Origin of the sequence: Rossellomorea aquimaris (assembly GCF_020172085.1) — a bacterium.
In the GTDB taxonomy this organism is placed as follows: domain Bacteria; phylum Bacillota; class Bacilli; order Bacillales; family Bacillaceae_B; genus Rossellomorea; species Rossellomorea aquimaris_E.
The window spans coordinates 328,500-345,885 of record NZ_JAIVAT010000009.1 but is presented as its reverse complement, the minus strand read 5'-3'; the positions used below and the strand labels follow the sequence as shown (position 1 = coordinate 345,885).

At 42.1% G+C, this 17,386-nt stretch carries 11 protein-coding genes and 1 rRNA gene; 11 read left to right on the top strand and 1 reads right to left on the bottom strand.

The window, feature by feature from the left end:
* The 10 genes from rrf to LCL96_RS21205 all read left to right on the top strand — a co-directional run.
* Positions 1 to 114, top strand: a 5S ribosomal RNA gene (gene rrf / locus LCL96_RS21250); the annotation flags it as partial.
* Between the two features lie 599 nt (positions 115 to 713).
* On the top strand, positions 714 to 1,553 hold the full coding sequence (locus tag LCL96_RS21245) for a tyrosine-type recombinase/integrase (RefSeq protein WP_224945059.1): 840 nt from the start codon (positions 714 to 716) through the stop codon (positions 1,551 to 1,553).
* Between the two features lie 360 nt (positions 1,554 to 1,913).
* The gene (locus LCL96_RS21240; RefSeq protein ID WP_224945058.1) at positions 1,914 to 2,369 is read left to right on the top strand and encodes a hypothetical protein; all 456 of its coding nucleotides are present in this window, start codon (positions 1,914 to 1,916) and stop codon (positions 2,367 to 2,369) included.
* A gap of 311 nt (positions 2,370 to 2,680) precedes the next feature.
* Positions 2,681 to 3,292: a hypothetical protein gene (locus LCL96_RS21235; RefSeq protein WP_224945054.1), complete on the top strand. Its 612-nt coding sequence runs from the start codon at positions 2,681 to 2,683 to the stop codon at positions 3,290 to 3,292.
* A gap of 521 nt (positions 3,293 to 3,813) precedes the next feature.
* A complete protein-coding gene (locus tag LCL96_RS21230; protein ID WP_224945049.1) occupies positions 3,814 to 6,882 on the top strand; it encodes a cell wall-binding repeat-containing protein in 3,069 nt (1,022 codons plus the stop codon).
* Positions 6,883 to 7,172: 290 nt separating this feature from the next.
* Positions 7,173 to 7,721 carry a competence protein ComK gene (locus tag LCL96_RS21225; RefSeq protein WP_224945048.1) on the top strand — a complete coding sequence of 183 codons (549 nt, stop codon included), beginning with the start codon at positions 7,173 to 7,175 and terminating at the stop codon, positions 7,719 to 7,721.
* A gap of 228 nt (positions 7,722 to 7,949) precedes the next feature.
* Positions 7,950 to 8,852, top strand: a complete 903-nt coding sequence (gene murQ, locus LCL96_RS21220) for an N-acetylmuramic acid 6-phosphate etherase (protein ID WP_224945047.1) — start codon at positions 7,950 to 7,952, stop codon at positions 8,850 to 8,852.
* 84 nt (positions 8,853 to 8,936) lie between these two features.
* Positions 8,937 to 10,295: a PTS transporter subunit EIIC gene (locus LCL96_RS21215; RefSeq protein ID WP_263628271.1), complete on the top strand. Its 1,359-nt coding sequence runs from the start codon at positions 8,937 to 8,939 to the stop codon at positions 10,293 to 10,295.
* Complete coding sequence (locus tag LCL96_RS21210; RefSeq protein ID WP_224945038.1) at positions 10,292 to 11,320, top strand: MupG family TIM beta-alpha barrel fold protein; 1,029 nt, start codon at positions 10,292 to 10,294, stop codon at positions 11,318 to 11,320. Before LCL96_RS21215 ends, LCL96_RS21210 begins: the two co-directional genes overlap by 4 nt.
* 169 nt (positions 11,321 to 11,489) lie before the next feature.
* Positions 11,490 to 12,611, top strand: a complete 1,122-nt coding sequence (locus LCL96_RS21205; protein WP_224945029.1) for a sensor histidine kinase — start codon at positions 11,490 to 11,492, stop codon at positions 12,609 to 12,611.
* A gap of 83 nt (positions 12,612 to 12,694) precedes the next feature.
* On the opposite strand, the gene LCL96_RS21200 is transcribed toward LCL96_RS21205, so the two are convergent.
* Positions 12,695 to 15,106: a putative bifunctional diguanylate cyclase/phosphodiesterase gene (locus LCL96_RS21200; protein ID WP_224945028.1), complete on the bottom strand. Its 2,412-nt coding sequence runs from the start codon at positions 15,104 to 15,106 to the stop codon at positions 12,695 to 12,697.
* A 774-nt stretch (positions 15,107 to 15,880) separates the two neighbouring features.
* Between LCL96_RS21200 and LCL96_RS21195 the strand changes: the two genes are divergently transcribed.
* Entirely contained in the window at positions 15,881 to 17,260 is a 1,380-nt protein-coding gene (locus LCL96_RS21195) for a Glu/Leu/Phe/Val family dehydrogenase (RefSeq protein ID WP_224945026.1), read from the top strand.
* The last annotated feature ends 126 nt before the right edge of the window (positions 17,261 to 17,386 follow it).

The window sequence follows — 17,386 nt, the reverse complement described above, 5'->3', positions numbered from 1 at the left end:
GGTGATAATGGCGAAGAGGTCACACCCGTTCCCATGCCGAACACGGAAGTTAAGCTCTTCAGCGCCGATGGTAGTTGGGGGATCTCCCCCTGTGAGAGTAGGACGTCGCCAGGCAGATATGTGGAAAGAGTAGCTCATTGTGAGTTACTCTTTTTTTGATTTGAATTGTAGTTCGAAGAACATGTGGGTTTAATTGAATCCTTCTCATCCGCACTGCGAGGGTAGGGAGGAGCAAGAAGGTCGAGGACGCGAGGGAGTGAAGACCGGAGTGTGGCTTCCACAAAGGATCTGAACGAGTGAAGCGGACGAAGAGATTCGCCGCTCATCACTAGCCGCAGCCTTCAGCGCCGATGGTAGTTGGGGCTCCCCCTGTGAGAGTAGGACGTCGCCAGGCAAATAGAAAAAGAGTAGCTCATTGGGAGTTACTCTATTTTTGTTTTGAAGAACATGTAGATTTGTTAAAGCCTCTTAAGCTGTACTGCGTGGGTAGGGAGCTACCTGGATGATCAGTGTAATGATTGCGATGGGGAAATAAAACTCCAGTCTTTCCCATGTAAAGACTTTTTCAGAGAGCGCACAACTGTTACATTGTATGTCTGCTATCCGTTCAATATTTCCCTTGTCTCTTTTTTACATTCGGAGAAGTTGACTTCTTTAACTATTAGCTCTAGGATATTAGTAAATAGAGGTTTGATTTTGAAAGGGTGGTACTCTTGCAAAGGTCTTCTAGTCCTACGATTGATCAGTTTTTAACATGGCTTGAACGTGAAGGAAAATCATCTAATACCATCTTGACATACCAGCAGGAACTTAAGAAATATGAAAAGTGGCTGCAGGATCATAATCAAAGGCTTTTAGACATTACTCAGCAGGATGTCCAAGACTATATCCGATACCTGGAGGAAATGGGAAAGAGTCCGACTACGACGGATAAGGTTCTTGGGGTGATGCGAACCTTTGCAAAATACTTAAAAAGGCCAGACATAACGTTTGATATAAAGATCAATCAAGGAAATAAAAAGGATGAAATTGAAACATTAACCATAGAAGAGTGTGAAGCACTTCTATCAGAAGTGAAAGAGAGCGAAAGTGAGAGAAATATAGCGATTGTATATATGTTGCTGCACACTGGCATACGTGTTTCAGAGTTATGTGCACTTAATGTGTCGGATATAAATTTTTTGACGAAGCAGGTAACTGTTAAAGATAACTATGAAGATAAACGGATCATTCCGTTATCAAATGAATTAATAAAGCATCTTTCTGATTACTTGGGAGCGGTTGAACCCGAGAAACCTTTATTCATTTCAAAAACAAATGATAGGTTAACAGAGCGATCTGTTCAGTATATGTTGAAAAAGTTTAATATACATGCCCAAAAGCTGCGCCATACTTTCTGTCAGCATATGATAAATAAGGGTGTTGGACTTGAAGTGGTTTCTAAGCTTGCGGGACATCGGGATATCAATGTGACAAAGCGATATGCGAAATCACGTATACCTGAAACTGAATTTGAAAATGCGATTCGTCGAACGTTTTCAAATGAGTGTTAAATAGTTAGGGTGACAGATGTGAAAGATGAATTGGAAAATAAAAGGTGGATGGCAATACGGGAAGATACGAAAAAAATTAGAGGATAACGTCTATTGTCGGGTATGTGGCGAAAAGACCATTGTGGATTACACAGTGGATTCTAATAATCATGATATTGTTCTCGAAGGGAAATGCAAGACCTGTGGTGGAAGAAGAGCAAGAGTTATTGAGCAGTGAAAGAAGAGAAATTGATCTTGATTAGGGATGGGGGCATTTTCAGAGAGAGCGAATGGAGCACATTCAACTATTGAGTTGGAGAATGCTTTAATGCCCCTCCTAAATAGGATAGATTACATCTACACAATTTAAGGTGATTTTATATGATTGATTTATACAACAAAGCATTGGCGGTTATATTCTCTCCTATAATTTTTTCACTGTTTATGGGGTGGATGATGCATACCCCAATCGAACAAAGAGAATATGATTGTTGTTATATGGATTTTCTCGATGGATTCCTCATGTCTATCATGCCTTCCATACCTCTTTATCTTGTATTTGGTCTCTTAGCTGCCTATTTGATTGATCGGATATCGGAATTCTATAGTATTAAGCGTTTCAGGTATTTTTTTCAACTATTCTTGTATATTCTTAGTGGCTTAATGCCCGCTTTATTTCTTGGGCTGGCAGCTGGAGATATTATGTGGACGTGGATATTTTTCATTTATTGTATTCCTGCCGCTGTTATTTATTATCATGTATTTCTTATCCTTCATTACAGGGAAAAATTTAAAAATAAGCGATATAAAGTATTTGAAAGAAATGACCATTCTTGAATAAGACTTTCTGATAATTAATTGGTCTAGCACCGGATCATTGTGCCAAAATTATTACATACGGAAAAAGCCCAAACGTTGTATAAAATAAAAACGTTGGGCTTTTTTTAGAGGGTTCCGTTATGGGAGGGGAATTTAATTTTTCTACTAAAAAAGCTACCAAAATAGAATAAGATTTAGCAAGTAAATTCAACTGCGAAACAGCATCGTTATTTGCCGATGCTATTTTATTTTTGAAAAGCTTGTTTCTGTATACAATGAGAAAATTAAGAAACCAAGTCTTGAAACTTTTCAATAAAGGTGGGGGGATTTTGACTAAAATATATATTACTCAAGAGGAATTTAATTTGGACGAAGAATATATTTTATTTGAAAACGTACAAAAAGTTTCTAAATTATATATTGGACCTTCAGAATATGATGATTACGATGATGAAACAAGACAATTTTTATATGATTTTATTTGCAAACAAGCTTTATTTCCAGTTTTTCTTACATTTGAACCCTACAATGATTTAACTGAAGAAATCGAATTCGCGTTCCAAAAAGAGTGTATTCAATACTTTTTAAAATTTGAAAGTACAAAAAAGAATAGCTTCCCAGTTTTCAAGGTTATCATAAATGACGCACATACATTAAAGCTTATTTTAGAAGAAACTTTTTGGATTGCTTCGTCCAATCAATTTTATTCAATTTCCTTCTCTGATATTATCAGTTACAAATTGGAGATTAAAGAAGGCGTATTTGGTGGCAAAAAGTCATATATGTTTCCGTGCTTTAATATGAAAAATACTACTACCATCCTTAAGTTATGGCACGATGGACAAGGGTGTAACCTTTATACAAATGACCCCCGATATTCAACAATAGAAATGCTAACAAATCATTTGCCAAACGAGACGATTATGGAAAATAAGGGATAAAGAGGATAGAATTCTCCTCTTTATCCCTTCAATATAAAAGATACAGGACGAAAGAGAAGAGAAGGTCATTATATCTTTTTGAAAACTTGCTTGGGTCTAGCTCAGTATATTGTTTGGTTCTATCTGAAATTTATCAGAAGATAGTGGTATCTGAATAACAACATCTTCCTCGTATTTATGGGCTAACCGTTTTAAGCGAGCCAACTATATTTTCCTTTCTGTTTCTATTACTATTCTTCATTTTTCATCCCTTAGGCACAATCCTTTATTTATTTTCTAAGTAATAGTATCTCTGCATTAGACATTCTCTTACCTAAATTGGTTGAGTCACGTCCTGCCCTACATTCATAGTGAATCCTGTACATGATTCATTAGAATATCGTCCAGTGAAATATATACTACACCTCAATTATTTTACAAATTTTGGATTAATAAACCTTAAGATACAAAATATTTCCATTTTTACATTTCTGTGGTTTAATAGATTTTGTAGTTTATTTTATCATTAGTGGAGGTTCTAGATGAAAAAGAGGATTCGTAGTTTAGTAGCTTTGGTTTTTGTTTTTTCATTGATTTTCAGCCAGTTTACCATAACGGAAACCAAGGCAGAGGATTCAGGCATTCCGAATGAGGAGGAGACTTTGGTAATAGGGACTCCCGTCGATGGCGAATTTGATATGGACGAGCATGTGCATTGGTATAAAGTTGATCCTTCAGATCAAATATCCGATTATACCCATTTACGCATGAAGCTTCAATCAGAATCAGAGTTAAATGTAACGGTATATTCAAGTCTTGAAAATGCAATCGATAATAAAGCATTTGACCGTTATATGGGATATTCTTATGATAACGAACCGGCAATCATCGACTTCCCGATTTCCTGGGTAGGACCCTATTACATTAAGGTGGAATCCTATGGAGTGGAAGAAGAGTTTGTAGAATCCGAAGAAGACTTCGAAGATATGGTCATTCCATATACAATCAGCTATGATGGCGTAACATTGCCTCCTTCTGATGAAGCCATCGCTGAGGAATGTCCAGCGGAGTTAAGTACAAAAGAAAGAGAAAATGGTAAAAATATATTAAGAGATTTACGTACTATCCGTGAAAGCGTACTGGCTAAAACGGAAAAAGGAAAGGACTTGTCCACCCTTTACTACAAAGCGGCACCTTTTATCAGTTCGAAAATGGTGTTCAGTAAAACATTGCGTGATAGTGTTTATCAGGATCTCGTACAATTAAAAGGTCTGTTTGCTGATGTTGCAGCTAATGGTTCTTCAAGTTCTTATAAAATTACAAAAGACGATCAACAGGCGATTAACGATTTGTACACCAATGCTCTTGACTCGACTCCTGTTTTCTTACAAGAGCAAATAGAAGCTACTGGTAAAAGTGTGGGGATTTCAAACCTTACAAATTCAACCGTTTCCTCGGTTTTAGCGAAAGCAGGGCTTTCACCGACAAAAGCTGCCGGTGATCGATTAATCGTTAAATTAAAAGATAAGAAGAATGTGGCAACCATACAGGGGAAAGCTGGTTCATTAGGTGTTGAATCCATTACTCCATTAAAGGTGAAAGATTCTTTCTTCGATAATATGTATGTCATGGAAGTAGAGAAAAGTGGATCAAAGAAAATGAGTACCACTTCTCTTACAAAAACATCAAAAGAGATTGAGAACCTTCCTGAGGTGGAGTTTGTCGAACCTGTCCAGTACTATAAAGCCCTATCCTTAGATTCTCAATATCCATACCAATGGTCACTTAAGAATAATGGTGATAACGGTGGGGTACCAGATGCGGATATCCAATATGAAGCACTTCAAGAGTTGCTCAAAGATCAGGATCTTCAAGATTCGGTCATAGCTGTCGTAGATACTGGGGTAGACTATACTCTTGCAGATCTAAGCAGTCGTGTACTAAAAAATGAAGGCTATAATTTTGTCAATCGAAATTCAGATGCCATGGATGATCACGGACATGGAACCCATGTATCTGGCATCATCGCTGCGGAATCAAATAACCACTATTCAATGGCAGGAATCAATCTTCACGCGAAGATTCTTCCTGTTAAAGTCCTAGACGCATCAGGAAGCGGGGATACTGAACAGATAGCATATGGAATCAAATATGCCGTCGATCATGGGGCACAGGTCATTAACCTAAGCCTTGGTGGTTCCTACAGCCGTGTTATCGAGTACGCATTGAAGTATGCTCATGACCATGGAGTCACTGTCGTTGCTGCTACAGGTAATGATGGAATGGAAGAGATTTCTTATCCCGGTTCTTCGAAATATGTGGTATCTGTCGGAGCAACAAATAACCTTGACCTTGTTTCAGATTACTCAAACTTCGGTAATGGAATTGATTTGGTAGCTCCAGGGACAAATATTCCAAGTATAGTGCCAGATGGAAATGTGACGTATATGAGCGGTACATCAATGGCTACTCCTCACGTGGCAGCCGTTGCCGGATTGGTGCTGTCTAAAGATTCAAATCTGACACCTGAACAAGTGGAGAGGGTCCTGACAAGAACCGCGGTAGATATTACTTTCGATGAAGAAGATAATCCAGGTACAGGCTATTATTATGAAGATGAGTATCCGTACCCTGCCGAAATGGTTTTACCAGGATATGATACGGTTTCTGGATGGGGGCGTTTGGATGCTCTCGCTGCAGTGACTGGTATCGATCAAGCGACAATTGGTACTGAAAGAATTTTTGGCAGTGATCGTTATCAAACGGCCGTTGAAATTTCAAGAAAAGGTTGGGAGACATCGGATGTAGCGGTTATTGCGACAGGCCAAAACTATCCTGACGCGTTAAGTGCAACACCGCTTGCTTATCATTACAGCGCACCTTTGCTTTTAACAAATAACGCAGCCATTCCTCAATCTGTAAAAGAAGAATTGAAACGTCTTAAAGTGAAAAAGGTCATTCTTATAGGAGGTCAATCGGTCATTTCTTCTAATGTAGATAAAGAATTGAAAGACCTTGGAATTAAAACCGTTTCAAGAATAAGCGGCAGTGATCGCTATGAAACATCTGTGAAAATAGCCCAGGAGTTAGGCTATACAGACCGTGCAGTTGTGGCAACGGGACAAAGCTTTGCAGATGCTTTATCCATTGCGCCGATTGCTGCCTCCCTTGAAATGCCGATCCTTTTAACTAAGAAAGATGGGACTCCAGATTCGGTAAGAAGCTATATAGAAGAGACCATGTTTGAACAATTTTATGTGATTGGAGGAGAATCAGCGGTACCTGATATGGTTGCTGAAGAGTTCATGAACTATGAGCGTTTGAGTGGTAATGATCGCTATGAGACAAATAGCAGCATCATTGACTATTTTGCAGGGGAATTAAATTTCTCAACACCACTCATCGCAACGGGAAAAAATTATCCTGATGCTCTTGCTGGCTCCGTACTTGCTGCTAAACAAGGAAGCCCAGTCGTCCTGACACACCCTAATGAAGTCCAGTATACAACGTTAGATACCCTTGCTGCCTTTGCTCCAGTTACTGATAAGTATTATATCCTCGGAGGAGAATCAGCTATTTCAGAAACAGTCGTGAAATCTTTGGTAGAGTAAAACAATACCACATAGAAACCTCTATAATATGGACATCCATATTATAGAGGTTTCTTTACAAATATCATGTCCCCTCTTCGCACAAGAAACATCCTCTATCCTTCATCCGTTTTCTTCGACACTATCTCCCAGGAAATAATCCATTTCCTCAAATTATGAGGTTTTTCTCAAAAAACACAAATATAAATGGAAATATTCTGGAAATGGTATATAATAGTAATAAAGTCTCATTTCTTCAAAAAATCAGATAATAGAGGCTTATATAAAAAGGAAAAAGGATGGTGTTGGGTTTGAAAGGTTTAAAAGAGATGGTTACTCGATTGACGACGGCGATCAGTCCTGCTTATGATGGGATTCATCAAACAGTCGTCCATGATTTTGGAAGGACGAAGACGTCGAGTAAGAAATCGGCAATGGACATACTGGATGAATCGTGTCTTACGTACAGGTCGACGTATGATGGCAGGATCAAAGCCGTCCGGCACGCATTCCGCTACCCTAGAAAGACACCTCTTATGATTTGCCCGCAGCAGTACATTTATGCGATACCCACCAAGGCCCCAACCGATTATGACTGCATCTGGCTGTTCTGTCAGCATATTGAATCGACCTCCACCTCAGAAGGAAAAACCTATGTTCATTTTACCAACGGAGAGAAGCTTGCCATCAATTGCTCCGAGAGCGTCATCATGAAACAGCGGGAGCGGGCGGCTGTCACCATGACCCATTTCTCCACCATCCCGACAATCTCATCCCTGAACCGGAACGAAACCGAACTTTATCTCCCGGGCTTTCAATCAAACCTTCCCAACCCGGACGGATTCGGCGCGCATCACTGAGGGACGAACCTCTAAAAAAATAACCAAAACAGAAGTAGGAAACTTGTTCCAACTCCTATTTGTGGTTGTTCTACATTTCTAGTAAAATCCTCCTTTATTCCCACATAAAACATAGGTCTAATCTAAAATTAAATTTCATATAATATAAAATTCAATTGAAATAATATTTTAAACGTGAGTATAATAGAGTTAATGAAAACGCATACAACTTTGTGGGAGGAATGACGTGTGAAAGAGGATAATGTTTTCGAATTATCAACAGAGAAAGTGAACCGGAATACGCTGGGAATCGATACGGCGGGTACCGGTGAGATTCTTCGAATGATGAATGAGGAAGATCAGAAGGTGGCTTCGGCTGTTAAGCTGGTGATTCCACAAATAGAAGAAGTGGTCGACAAGGTCGTGACGTCTATTTCTCAAGGTGGAAGGCTGATTTATATGGGGGCAGGTACGAGCGGGAGGCTTGGTGTCCTGGATGCCGTGGAATGTCCACCGACGTTCAGTGTGGACAGTGACGTGGTAGTCGGTTTGATCGCGGGTGGAGAAAAGGCATTTGTAAAGGCGGTTGAAGGAGCCGAGGATGACGAGGGGCTCGGTGTATCTGACTTGAAGGAAATCGGATTGACGAAAGCGGACACGGTAGTCGGCATTGCTGCGAGCGGCCGTACCCCATATGTGATCGGCGGACTGAAATATGCAAGGGGGTTAGGGGCGACAACGGTGGCTCTATCTTGTAATACGGGGTCCAAAATCTCTGCTGAAGCAGAACATGCGATTGAAGTCGATGCAGGACCAGAAGCATTGACGGGATCCACCCGGTTAAAAGCAGGTACGGCGCAGAAAATGGTTCTGAACATGATCTCGACAGCAGCCATGATCAAGCTCGGAAAGGCATATGGAAACCTGATGGTGGATGTGAACATCAGCAACTACAAGCTTGAACAGCGGGCGATCGGGATCATCGAAAGCATCACGGGAGCAGATAAAGATACGGCAACAGCGACGTTGAAGAAGGCGAATAACGAAGTGAAACCCTCGATTGTGATGATCATTCTTGGCTGCGGATATGAGGAAGCGAAGAGCAGGTTGGAAGATGCGAACGGATATGTCCGGCTGGCCATTGAAAAATAGTCTATTCGTATAGGGGTACCCGTCCACTCGCATTCATAGAGATAGAGCGGAGGGACAATCAAGAAATGAAAGGGGAAGGTGAAATTGACAAACAAAGAACTGGCTGGAGTCCTATTGGAACGGTTTGGCGGTGCTGATAATATCGCAAGCTATGAACATTGCATGACGAGATTAAGAGTAAAGGTATATAACGAAGAGCTCATAGAGAAAGCAGAAATCAAGAAAATCGAAGGTGTGCTCGGATGTGTGGAGGATGAAACGTATCAGGTCATCCTTGGACCCGGGAAGGTCAATAAAGTGACGGAAGAATTCGGGAAGCTGGTTGCGGACAAGAAAGGAGAGCTTGACTTAAAGGCAAGGGCAGCAGACCAAAAGGCTGATCTTAAGAAGAAGAATGCGACACCGTTCAAGCTTCTCCTGCGTCGCGTTGCGAATATCTTCATTCCCCTGATTCCTGCGCTGATTGCATCCGGTTTGATTACAGGGTTCACGAAGTTCTTCGTACAGGCTGGTTGGCTGAACGGTGAATCACAGCTTGTCATGATGCTTTCCATCATCGGTAGCGGATTATTCGGTTACCTTGGTATCCTTGTCGGGATGAATGCGGCGAAGGAATTCGGTGGATCGGCGGCACTCGGTGGTTTGGCGGGTATCTTGATCATCAATCCGGCGATCGGTGACGTAACGCTGTTTGGGGAGAATCTTCTTCCAGGGCGGGGCGGGTTGATCGGAGTCTTGATTGCCGCCATTTTCATGGCTTTTGTTGAAAAAAATGTTCGAAAGGTCATCCCGCAGGCGGTCGATATCATTGTGACGTCTACGATAGCGCTACTTGTTACAGGTTTATTGACGTACACCGTATTTATGCCGGTCGGCGGTTTTATTTCAGATTTGATTACCAATGGTCTACTTTCACTTATTGATATGGGAGGCATTGTTGCCGGATTCGTTCTTGGTGCCACCTTCCTACCACTCGTGGTGACGGGACTGCATCAAGGGTTGACGCCAGTCCATTTGGAATTGATCAATACGATCGGTGACGATCCCCTCTTGCCAATCCTTGCCATGGGTGGAGCAGGTCAGGTTGGAGCGGCGTTTGCCATCTTCATGAAAACGAAAAGGAAGAAGCTGAAGAGAGCGATCGGCGGGGCGCTTCCTGCCGGGATGCTCGGTATTGGTGAGCCTTTGATCTTTGGTGTGACTCTGCCTTTAGGGCGACCGTTTTTGACAGCGTGTTTAGGAGCGGGGTTCGGTGGGGCATTCCAGGCTTACTTCGATGTCGCAACCTTCGCGATAGGGGTATCGGGACTTCCTTTGATTTTCTTAGTTAACGCCGGAGAAATCCTCTACTATACTCTTGGACTATTGATTGCCTATGCAGCAGGTTTCGCTTTAACGTATCTGTTCGGGTTCAAGGATGAAATGGCGAGTGAATTTGAATGATCGGGATCTCCGTTTATCTGTCTGATGAAGATGCTGAAGAGCGGATTCTTCGAGCTTCTTCATCGGGTATCAAGCTTGCCTTTACCTCTCTTCATATACCGGAAGAATCGGATGTGACTTCTGAACGCGTCGGAAATCTCTTATCCCTATTTAAAAAGGAAGGGTTTGAGGTGTTCGCGGATGTATCGAAGAAAACACCCGACATGCTTGGACTCAGTGGTTTTGAAGAGCTGAAAGAACTGGGCGTCACCTCCTTGAGGCTGGATGATGGATTTACGACGGAAGAAATGCTGGAGTTGTCCCTTAAGTTTCGAATTGCTATCAATGCCAGTACGGTGGGGGAAATAGAATTGCAGAAATGGATTGAAAGTGGACTGGAAACGGGGAATATGATTGCCTGGCATAATTTTTATCCAAAGCCGGGAACGGGGTTGGATGAAACGTATTTCCTCGAACAGCAGAACCTCTATGATTCGTTAGGCATACCCGTGTATGCGTTTATCCCAGGAGATGAAAAAATGCGGGGGCCACTGCATCTGGGGCTGCCCACTTTGGAAGATCACCGTCAACAAAGTCCATATGTGAGTGCCGTACAATTGAAGCGGTGGGGCGTGAAAGGTTTGTTTGTTGGAGATCCCGGTTGTTCCACCAAGCTCCTGCAAAAGCTCGAACGCTTTGATCGGGAAGATGTCTTCGAACTTTCTTACAATGGTAGCGGGGAAATAGAAGGAGCGTATCAGCTTCGTCCTGATCCAGGGCGGGATGTGTTGCGATTGCTGGATACAAGGACGAATGATGCAATTCCTCCATATAATTCGGTTGAAAGGCCACGGGGCACGATTACCAGGGATAATGATTTCTATGGACGGTACAGAGGAGAGATGCAGATTATCAGGCATGATCTGGATCGTGATCCTGCTGTCAATGTGATGGGGAGGATCTGTCAATCCGATTTTCCTCTATTAGAATCTCTTCAACCAGGTCAAAAGATTCAACTCGTAAGAGGGACGGACCTTATTGAATAGTGTGGAAAGAGCATGAGAATTCAAATCATGCTCTTTTCTCATTCGAACGGTATAAACCACGAACGTTTTCATGACATTTTAAATATTGTAACCGAATTCTCTTTAATTTCTGTTATGATAATATCAGTGAATATTTCGACAATAACCGGAATGAAGGGAATGCCGATCAATGACTAGTGCTTCAACCATGCTGATACAATACCTGGAAAACCATTCGGATGAATTTTTACATAATTGGCTTAAGAGAATCGTGATTTCAGAAAACGATATTTATAAAGAAGAAGTGTTGAACAATGGCATGAAGATGTTCCAATTGGTGAAGCGTGCGATTGTGAAGCCCCTCAGTGAAGAAGAGATCACCATCCTTGCCCACAAGACGGCTTTGGAACGAGTCAATGCCAACGTGAATATTAGCGAGTTTGTTTACAATGTAAACATAGGGAAGAGTATCATTATTAAGTGGGTGAGCAATTCTGGCATAGAGCTTCGGCAATTACAGCCCATATTCGAAGATATTAATGCTCTGTTTGATCGATTTTCTTACCTTGCCGTTCGAAAATATACGGAAATCAAAGAGCAGCAGCTTCAGGAGAAAGAGCTGTATATCGACCAGACTCATAAAGAACGGTTGACGATCCTCGGCCAGATGAGCTCGAGCTTTGTACATGAATTCAGGAACCCGTTGACGTCCATCATCGGTTTCACCAAACTCTTACAGAACGATCATCCCAACCTTCCTTATTTGGATATCATGCAGCATGAACTTGAACAATTGAATTATCGCATCTCTCAATTCCTCCATGTATCGAGGAAAGACTTAATCGATAGCACGAGGGAAGAAATTATTCTGACTGAGCACTTGGAAGAGACAATCGAGTTCCTGTACCCGAGCCTGCTTGATGGGGATGTATCCATTGATTTCAACTGTGAAGGTGACATCAGGGTACTTGGAAACAGGGATGAGTTAAGGCAGGTATTTCTTAATTTGATTATGAACTCCATTGATGCCCTTCAAGAAGTGGAAGGAGATAGGCAGATCCATGTGTGCTGCAAGGTAAGAGAGGGACGGACCAATCTGGAGATTTCGAACAATGGACCACGGATTAAAGAAGAGACCATCGGAGCCATTTTTGAACCTTTTTATACAACTAAGGACCTTGGAACGGGAATCGGTCTTTATATTTGTAAGAAGCTGATTGAAAAACATGGTGGAGAAATACTATGTCAGTCAAATGAGGAATGGACGACCTTTACGATTGGTATTCCTGTGGAATCGAATGTAGCTCAGTAATGAAAACACCTCATTCATTTGGAATGAGGTGTTTTTTAGCATAGTGGAAGAGGGTCCACGTTAGAGAAATCTGGTAAGCATCTTTATCCCATGACAGAAGCGGATTCTCTGCCACTTATGTAATCTTCCAGCTCCCCAGCAGGTACCGGCCTGCTGAAATAATACCCTTGAGCATACTCACATTTTATTTCCTTCAGCCACTCCAGTTGGGACTCGGTCTCTACACCTTCAGCCACTATGGTTAGCTTCAAATGTTTTGCCATGGCATGAATGGCTGAAACGATCGCTTTATTGGATTCATGTTCGTTCAGTCCCATAATGAAGCTTCTGTCGATCTTCAACGTTTGAATCGAGAATTTCTGCAGATAGCTTAACGAACTGTATTCAATGCCGAAATCATCGATGGCGATAGAAACGCCGATCTCCCGCAAGGCATTCAATTTTGCCAGTGCTTCTTCGACATGATGCATGGTTGTGCTTTCAGTGACCTCTAGCTCGATGAGGGACGGAGGGACATCGTATGTTGTTACCACGTTCCTCACCATTTCCACAAAAGTGACATCATGAAACTGCCGGGATGAAACATTGATGGATATCTTGAACTCATAGCCTTCATTCTTCCAAACTGTAAGCTGCTTGCAGGCTTCAATCAGAATTCGCTCCCCGAGTGGAATGATCAACCCCGTTTCTTCTGCCAGGGGAATGAAATCCGCAGGTGGTATCAGTCCTTTTACCGGGTGATTCCATCTGATCAATGCCTCGACTCCGACGACTCTGTTCGTTGTCAAAGAGAGTTGTGGCTGATAATACAACTCAAATTCTTCGTTGATTAGCGCTTTTCTAAGGTTTTCTTCCAGTTCAATCGGATTGATCCCTTTCTCTTCAAGCTGATCGGAAAAGAGAAGCTGATAGGCTCCTTCACTCTTTTTCATTGTATACATTGCGATATCCGCTTTTTTCAAAAGAGTGGAAAGGTCATGGCCATCATGGGGATAAAGGGAGATCCCCATGGAAGTGCTTGTCATAATTTCATGCCCGCCAATGTCAAAAGGAGTCTTCAGGCTTTCGTGAATCGCTGCTGCCATCTTATGGACGTCACCCCTATTATTGATGGACGGGATAAGGACGATGAACTCGTCCCCACTCATCCGTGCAATGAACCCCTTCGTTCCCAATACCCTCACGCATCTTTTTCCTACCCGGGAGATGAGTTCATCTCCATAACCGTGTCCCAATGTGTCATTGACGATTTTAAATCGGTTCAGGTCGAGGAGAAGGATGGCCATCTGCTTATTCCCCTCCAGAACCCTTTGCTCAAACTCTTCATTAAAATGCCGTCTGTTCGGTAATCCGGTCAGTTCATCATGAAAAGCGAGATACTGAATTTTTTTCTTGTCACGAATTGCTTCCGTAATATCCGTCGTAAGTACGTGTGCTCCCGTCACTTCTCCATCGAGATGAATGGGGACTACGATTACTTGAATGGACATGATATGCCCTTTTCGGTGAGGGAACTCCATTTCGAATTTTGAAGGTTTTCCGATCAAGGATTGTTGAAACGCCTTCTGAATCTGGTCCAAATCTTTCTCCATTACATAGTTGCGGAACCCCTTGCCCACCATTTCATCTATAGAGTAACCTGTCATGTCTGCAGCCCGTTCATTTGCTTCCACAATGACCGCATCCCGGTTATAGGTGAAGATGGCAGAAAGATTATTCTCATATAATGATTTGTATTCCTGCTCTTTCTCGTAAATCTCCTTCATTTGCTTTTTATGCAAATCATTGGCTAAGTGGTCCGGGATGAACCAAAGAATCAAAAGGATGGCCATTTCAATAATGAAGGGGATCATATGATTATTTTCCACAAGGGAAAGATACGACCCATATTTCAAAGGAGAAAGGAGGGAATAAGCCGTCAGATAGGTAATACCGGAGAACCCGAGACCCATCACAATGCTCCAAAAAGCAATCTGCTTTCCTTGATAGGAGCTGCTCTCCTGATTATTAAGCTGTAAGAGCATCCGGAAAAAGGGAAAGGTCACACCGAGTGTCATCAGAATCGTTAAACAGATATACATGGGTTTGAAAACGATATGAGGATAGATCAATCCACTATACGTGGCGAAGTTTCCCGCCATCATGATCAGGGAAAAGATGAACCCGCCTTTTAAGAAATTCACTTTATCCGTATTCACGTCCTCAAACAGACGAAGAGATAGATAAATACTGAAAAAACATATCACTAAAAAAATCGGAGCGAAATAGAAAAAGCGCTGGATGAAGATCTCGTAAGAAACCATCAACGTCACAGAAGCATGAAGCAGACAATAAAACAACGTATAAGTAAATGAAGGAAGCAAAAGCTCCTTCTTTCTTAACGCTTGCTTTTGACCATTTCGTTTAAAAGCTTCCTTCAGTGAAAGATAGCTGCAGCTAGCCGATAAGAGGATGCTCATTATGATATTGATGGATATCACCAGGAAATCAGCCATTAGTACCTCCGCCTAAATACCTATTTCCAACATTATATCATGTATTTCGACAGAATTTTCTTTTTATGTAATATTTTAATGGTTTAGTAGTGACGGTTCTTGAGTTGAAATAAATGTTTTTCGACAGTTGGTACGATTCCTCCGAATTCGCCATTCCATTAAAATTTCCCCGAACTATTTGGGTATTTCTTCAATACTACTTCCTCTGGGGTTCTCACTCATCATGTCTACCCATTAAAGGTATTTGTAAATAAAATGAAAAAATATACAAATAAGTGAAATATATGAAGGGTCACTTTCGTCTAATATATTCAAAGAAAAAAAGCGGGGGAATGGGATGTTCAACAATAGGGTGGTAGCAGATTGGTTTCAGCTTTACAGTGATTCAATTTATACGTTTTTGGTCTATCGTATGGGCTCAACGGTTGTGGAAGGTTTTCCACTTCACCACTTGAATATAAAGAGCTTTTCATAGAAATAAACAGCTATAGAAGTAACTACACAAAATCTAAATTCTCTAACATCGTCAATACTGTAATCAAGACGGGAGAACCATACAAAATAGAAAAAGGCAAAGGCGGGCAGGAGCTTCGTATGGAAAATGGACGCTTGATCTATGATGTATGGTAAATAAAAAAGAAAAAAATCGACGATCTTCCATTGGAGGATCGTCGATTTTTTATTTCAGATTTATTAGTCGTTTTTAACCATGCCAAAAAGGGTAACCCTATACTAAATAACATCATTTTTATCAATCAATAGGAGGGACTCGATTTGATCAGCCAAACGAGAGATATTGTCCAGAAATCATTGGATGCGTTACTAGAGGATCATTCTTTTTTACCGGATGTCAAAGGAGAGACAAGAAAGAAAGCGTTTACGTCGCTAACGTCAATTTTATCGACGCCGAATCACGTACATAAATCGTATCTGAGGATTCCGCTGGGAGATGAGAAGGTTGTACGGATTCCTGCATTTCGTGTCCAGCATAACAATGCCCTCGGACCGTATAAGGGAGGGATCCGGTTCCATGAGTCGGTGAATGAGGAAGAAGTCGTGAACCTAGCATCATTGATGACCTTGAAGAATGCCTTGCACGATGTACCTTTCGGAGGCGGGAAAGGAGGAATCATCCTGAATCCCCGTGAGTACTCCGAGAAAGACCTTCACTTGATTTCAAGGAAATATGTGCAGTACTTCAGTGATATCCTCGGTCCTGATAAGGATATCCCGGCCCCTGACATGGGATCGGGAGAGCGGGAGATGGATTGGATGATGGCAGAGTATAAGAGCATTCGTCCCGGGATGCCTTATAGAGGGAGCTTTACAGGGAAAAGCATCGTGAACGGAGGTTCTCTTGGCAGACGGGAAGCAACCGGAAAAGGAGTGTTCTTTACCTTCCGTTATCTCGTTCATGATTTTGTTAGGGAGCAGAAGAGCCTGCTGACGAAGACGGATAATATTTTCGCGAAAACGGCTCTTGATTATGAGGATCGACCATTGACGATTGCTGTCCAGGGGTTTGGGAACGTCGGATCGGTGGCAGCCCTTGAAGCCCATCAATCCACTCATTTGCAAAACAAAGTGGTGGCAGTGAGTGACCGGAATGTGACGCTATTCAATGCAGATGGCTTGGATATTCCTGCTTTGGTTGAATTTACGATGAAGAATAAAGGGGATCTGCCGACCAAGGAGGATCAGCTGAATGAAATCAGCGTAAAGGCTGATATTCGAGACCGTGATGAAGTTCTCTTTCTGGATGTGGATGTCCTGATGCTTGCAGCCCTTGAAGATCAGGTTCATAAAGATAATGTTGGGAAAGTGAAAGCGAGGATCATCGTCGAAGGGGCGAATGCGCCAATCACCACAGAAGCGGATTCATACTTAAGCGAAAAGGGTGTCATCATCATCCCGGATATCCTTGCCAATGCCGGAGGGGTCATCGTCTCCTACTTCGAATGGCTGCAGGGAAGGGAAACCCAGTTTTACACCGAGGAAGAAGTATTCAACCTCCTCTACGACAAAATGAAAACCACCATGGACACCGTGTTGCCACTCTTCTTCGGAGACCCATTCCCACTCCGGCAGAACTGCTACATCCACTCCGTTATGAAACTATCGACGGTCCTATATCGCCAAGGGAAACTGTATTAATATTTGAGGGACGGACCTTCATTCCTAGGACTTGGTCCTAGGAATGAAGGTCCGTCCCTCTTTCCTCTTTGAAATTAAAACAGGAAGGTGTTATAGTGGATTTTAGAATGGGAATTGAACAAAACA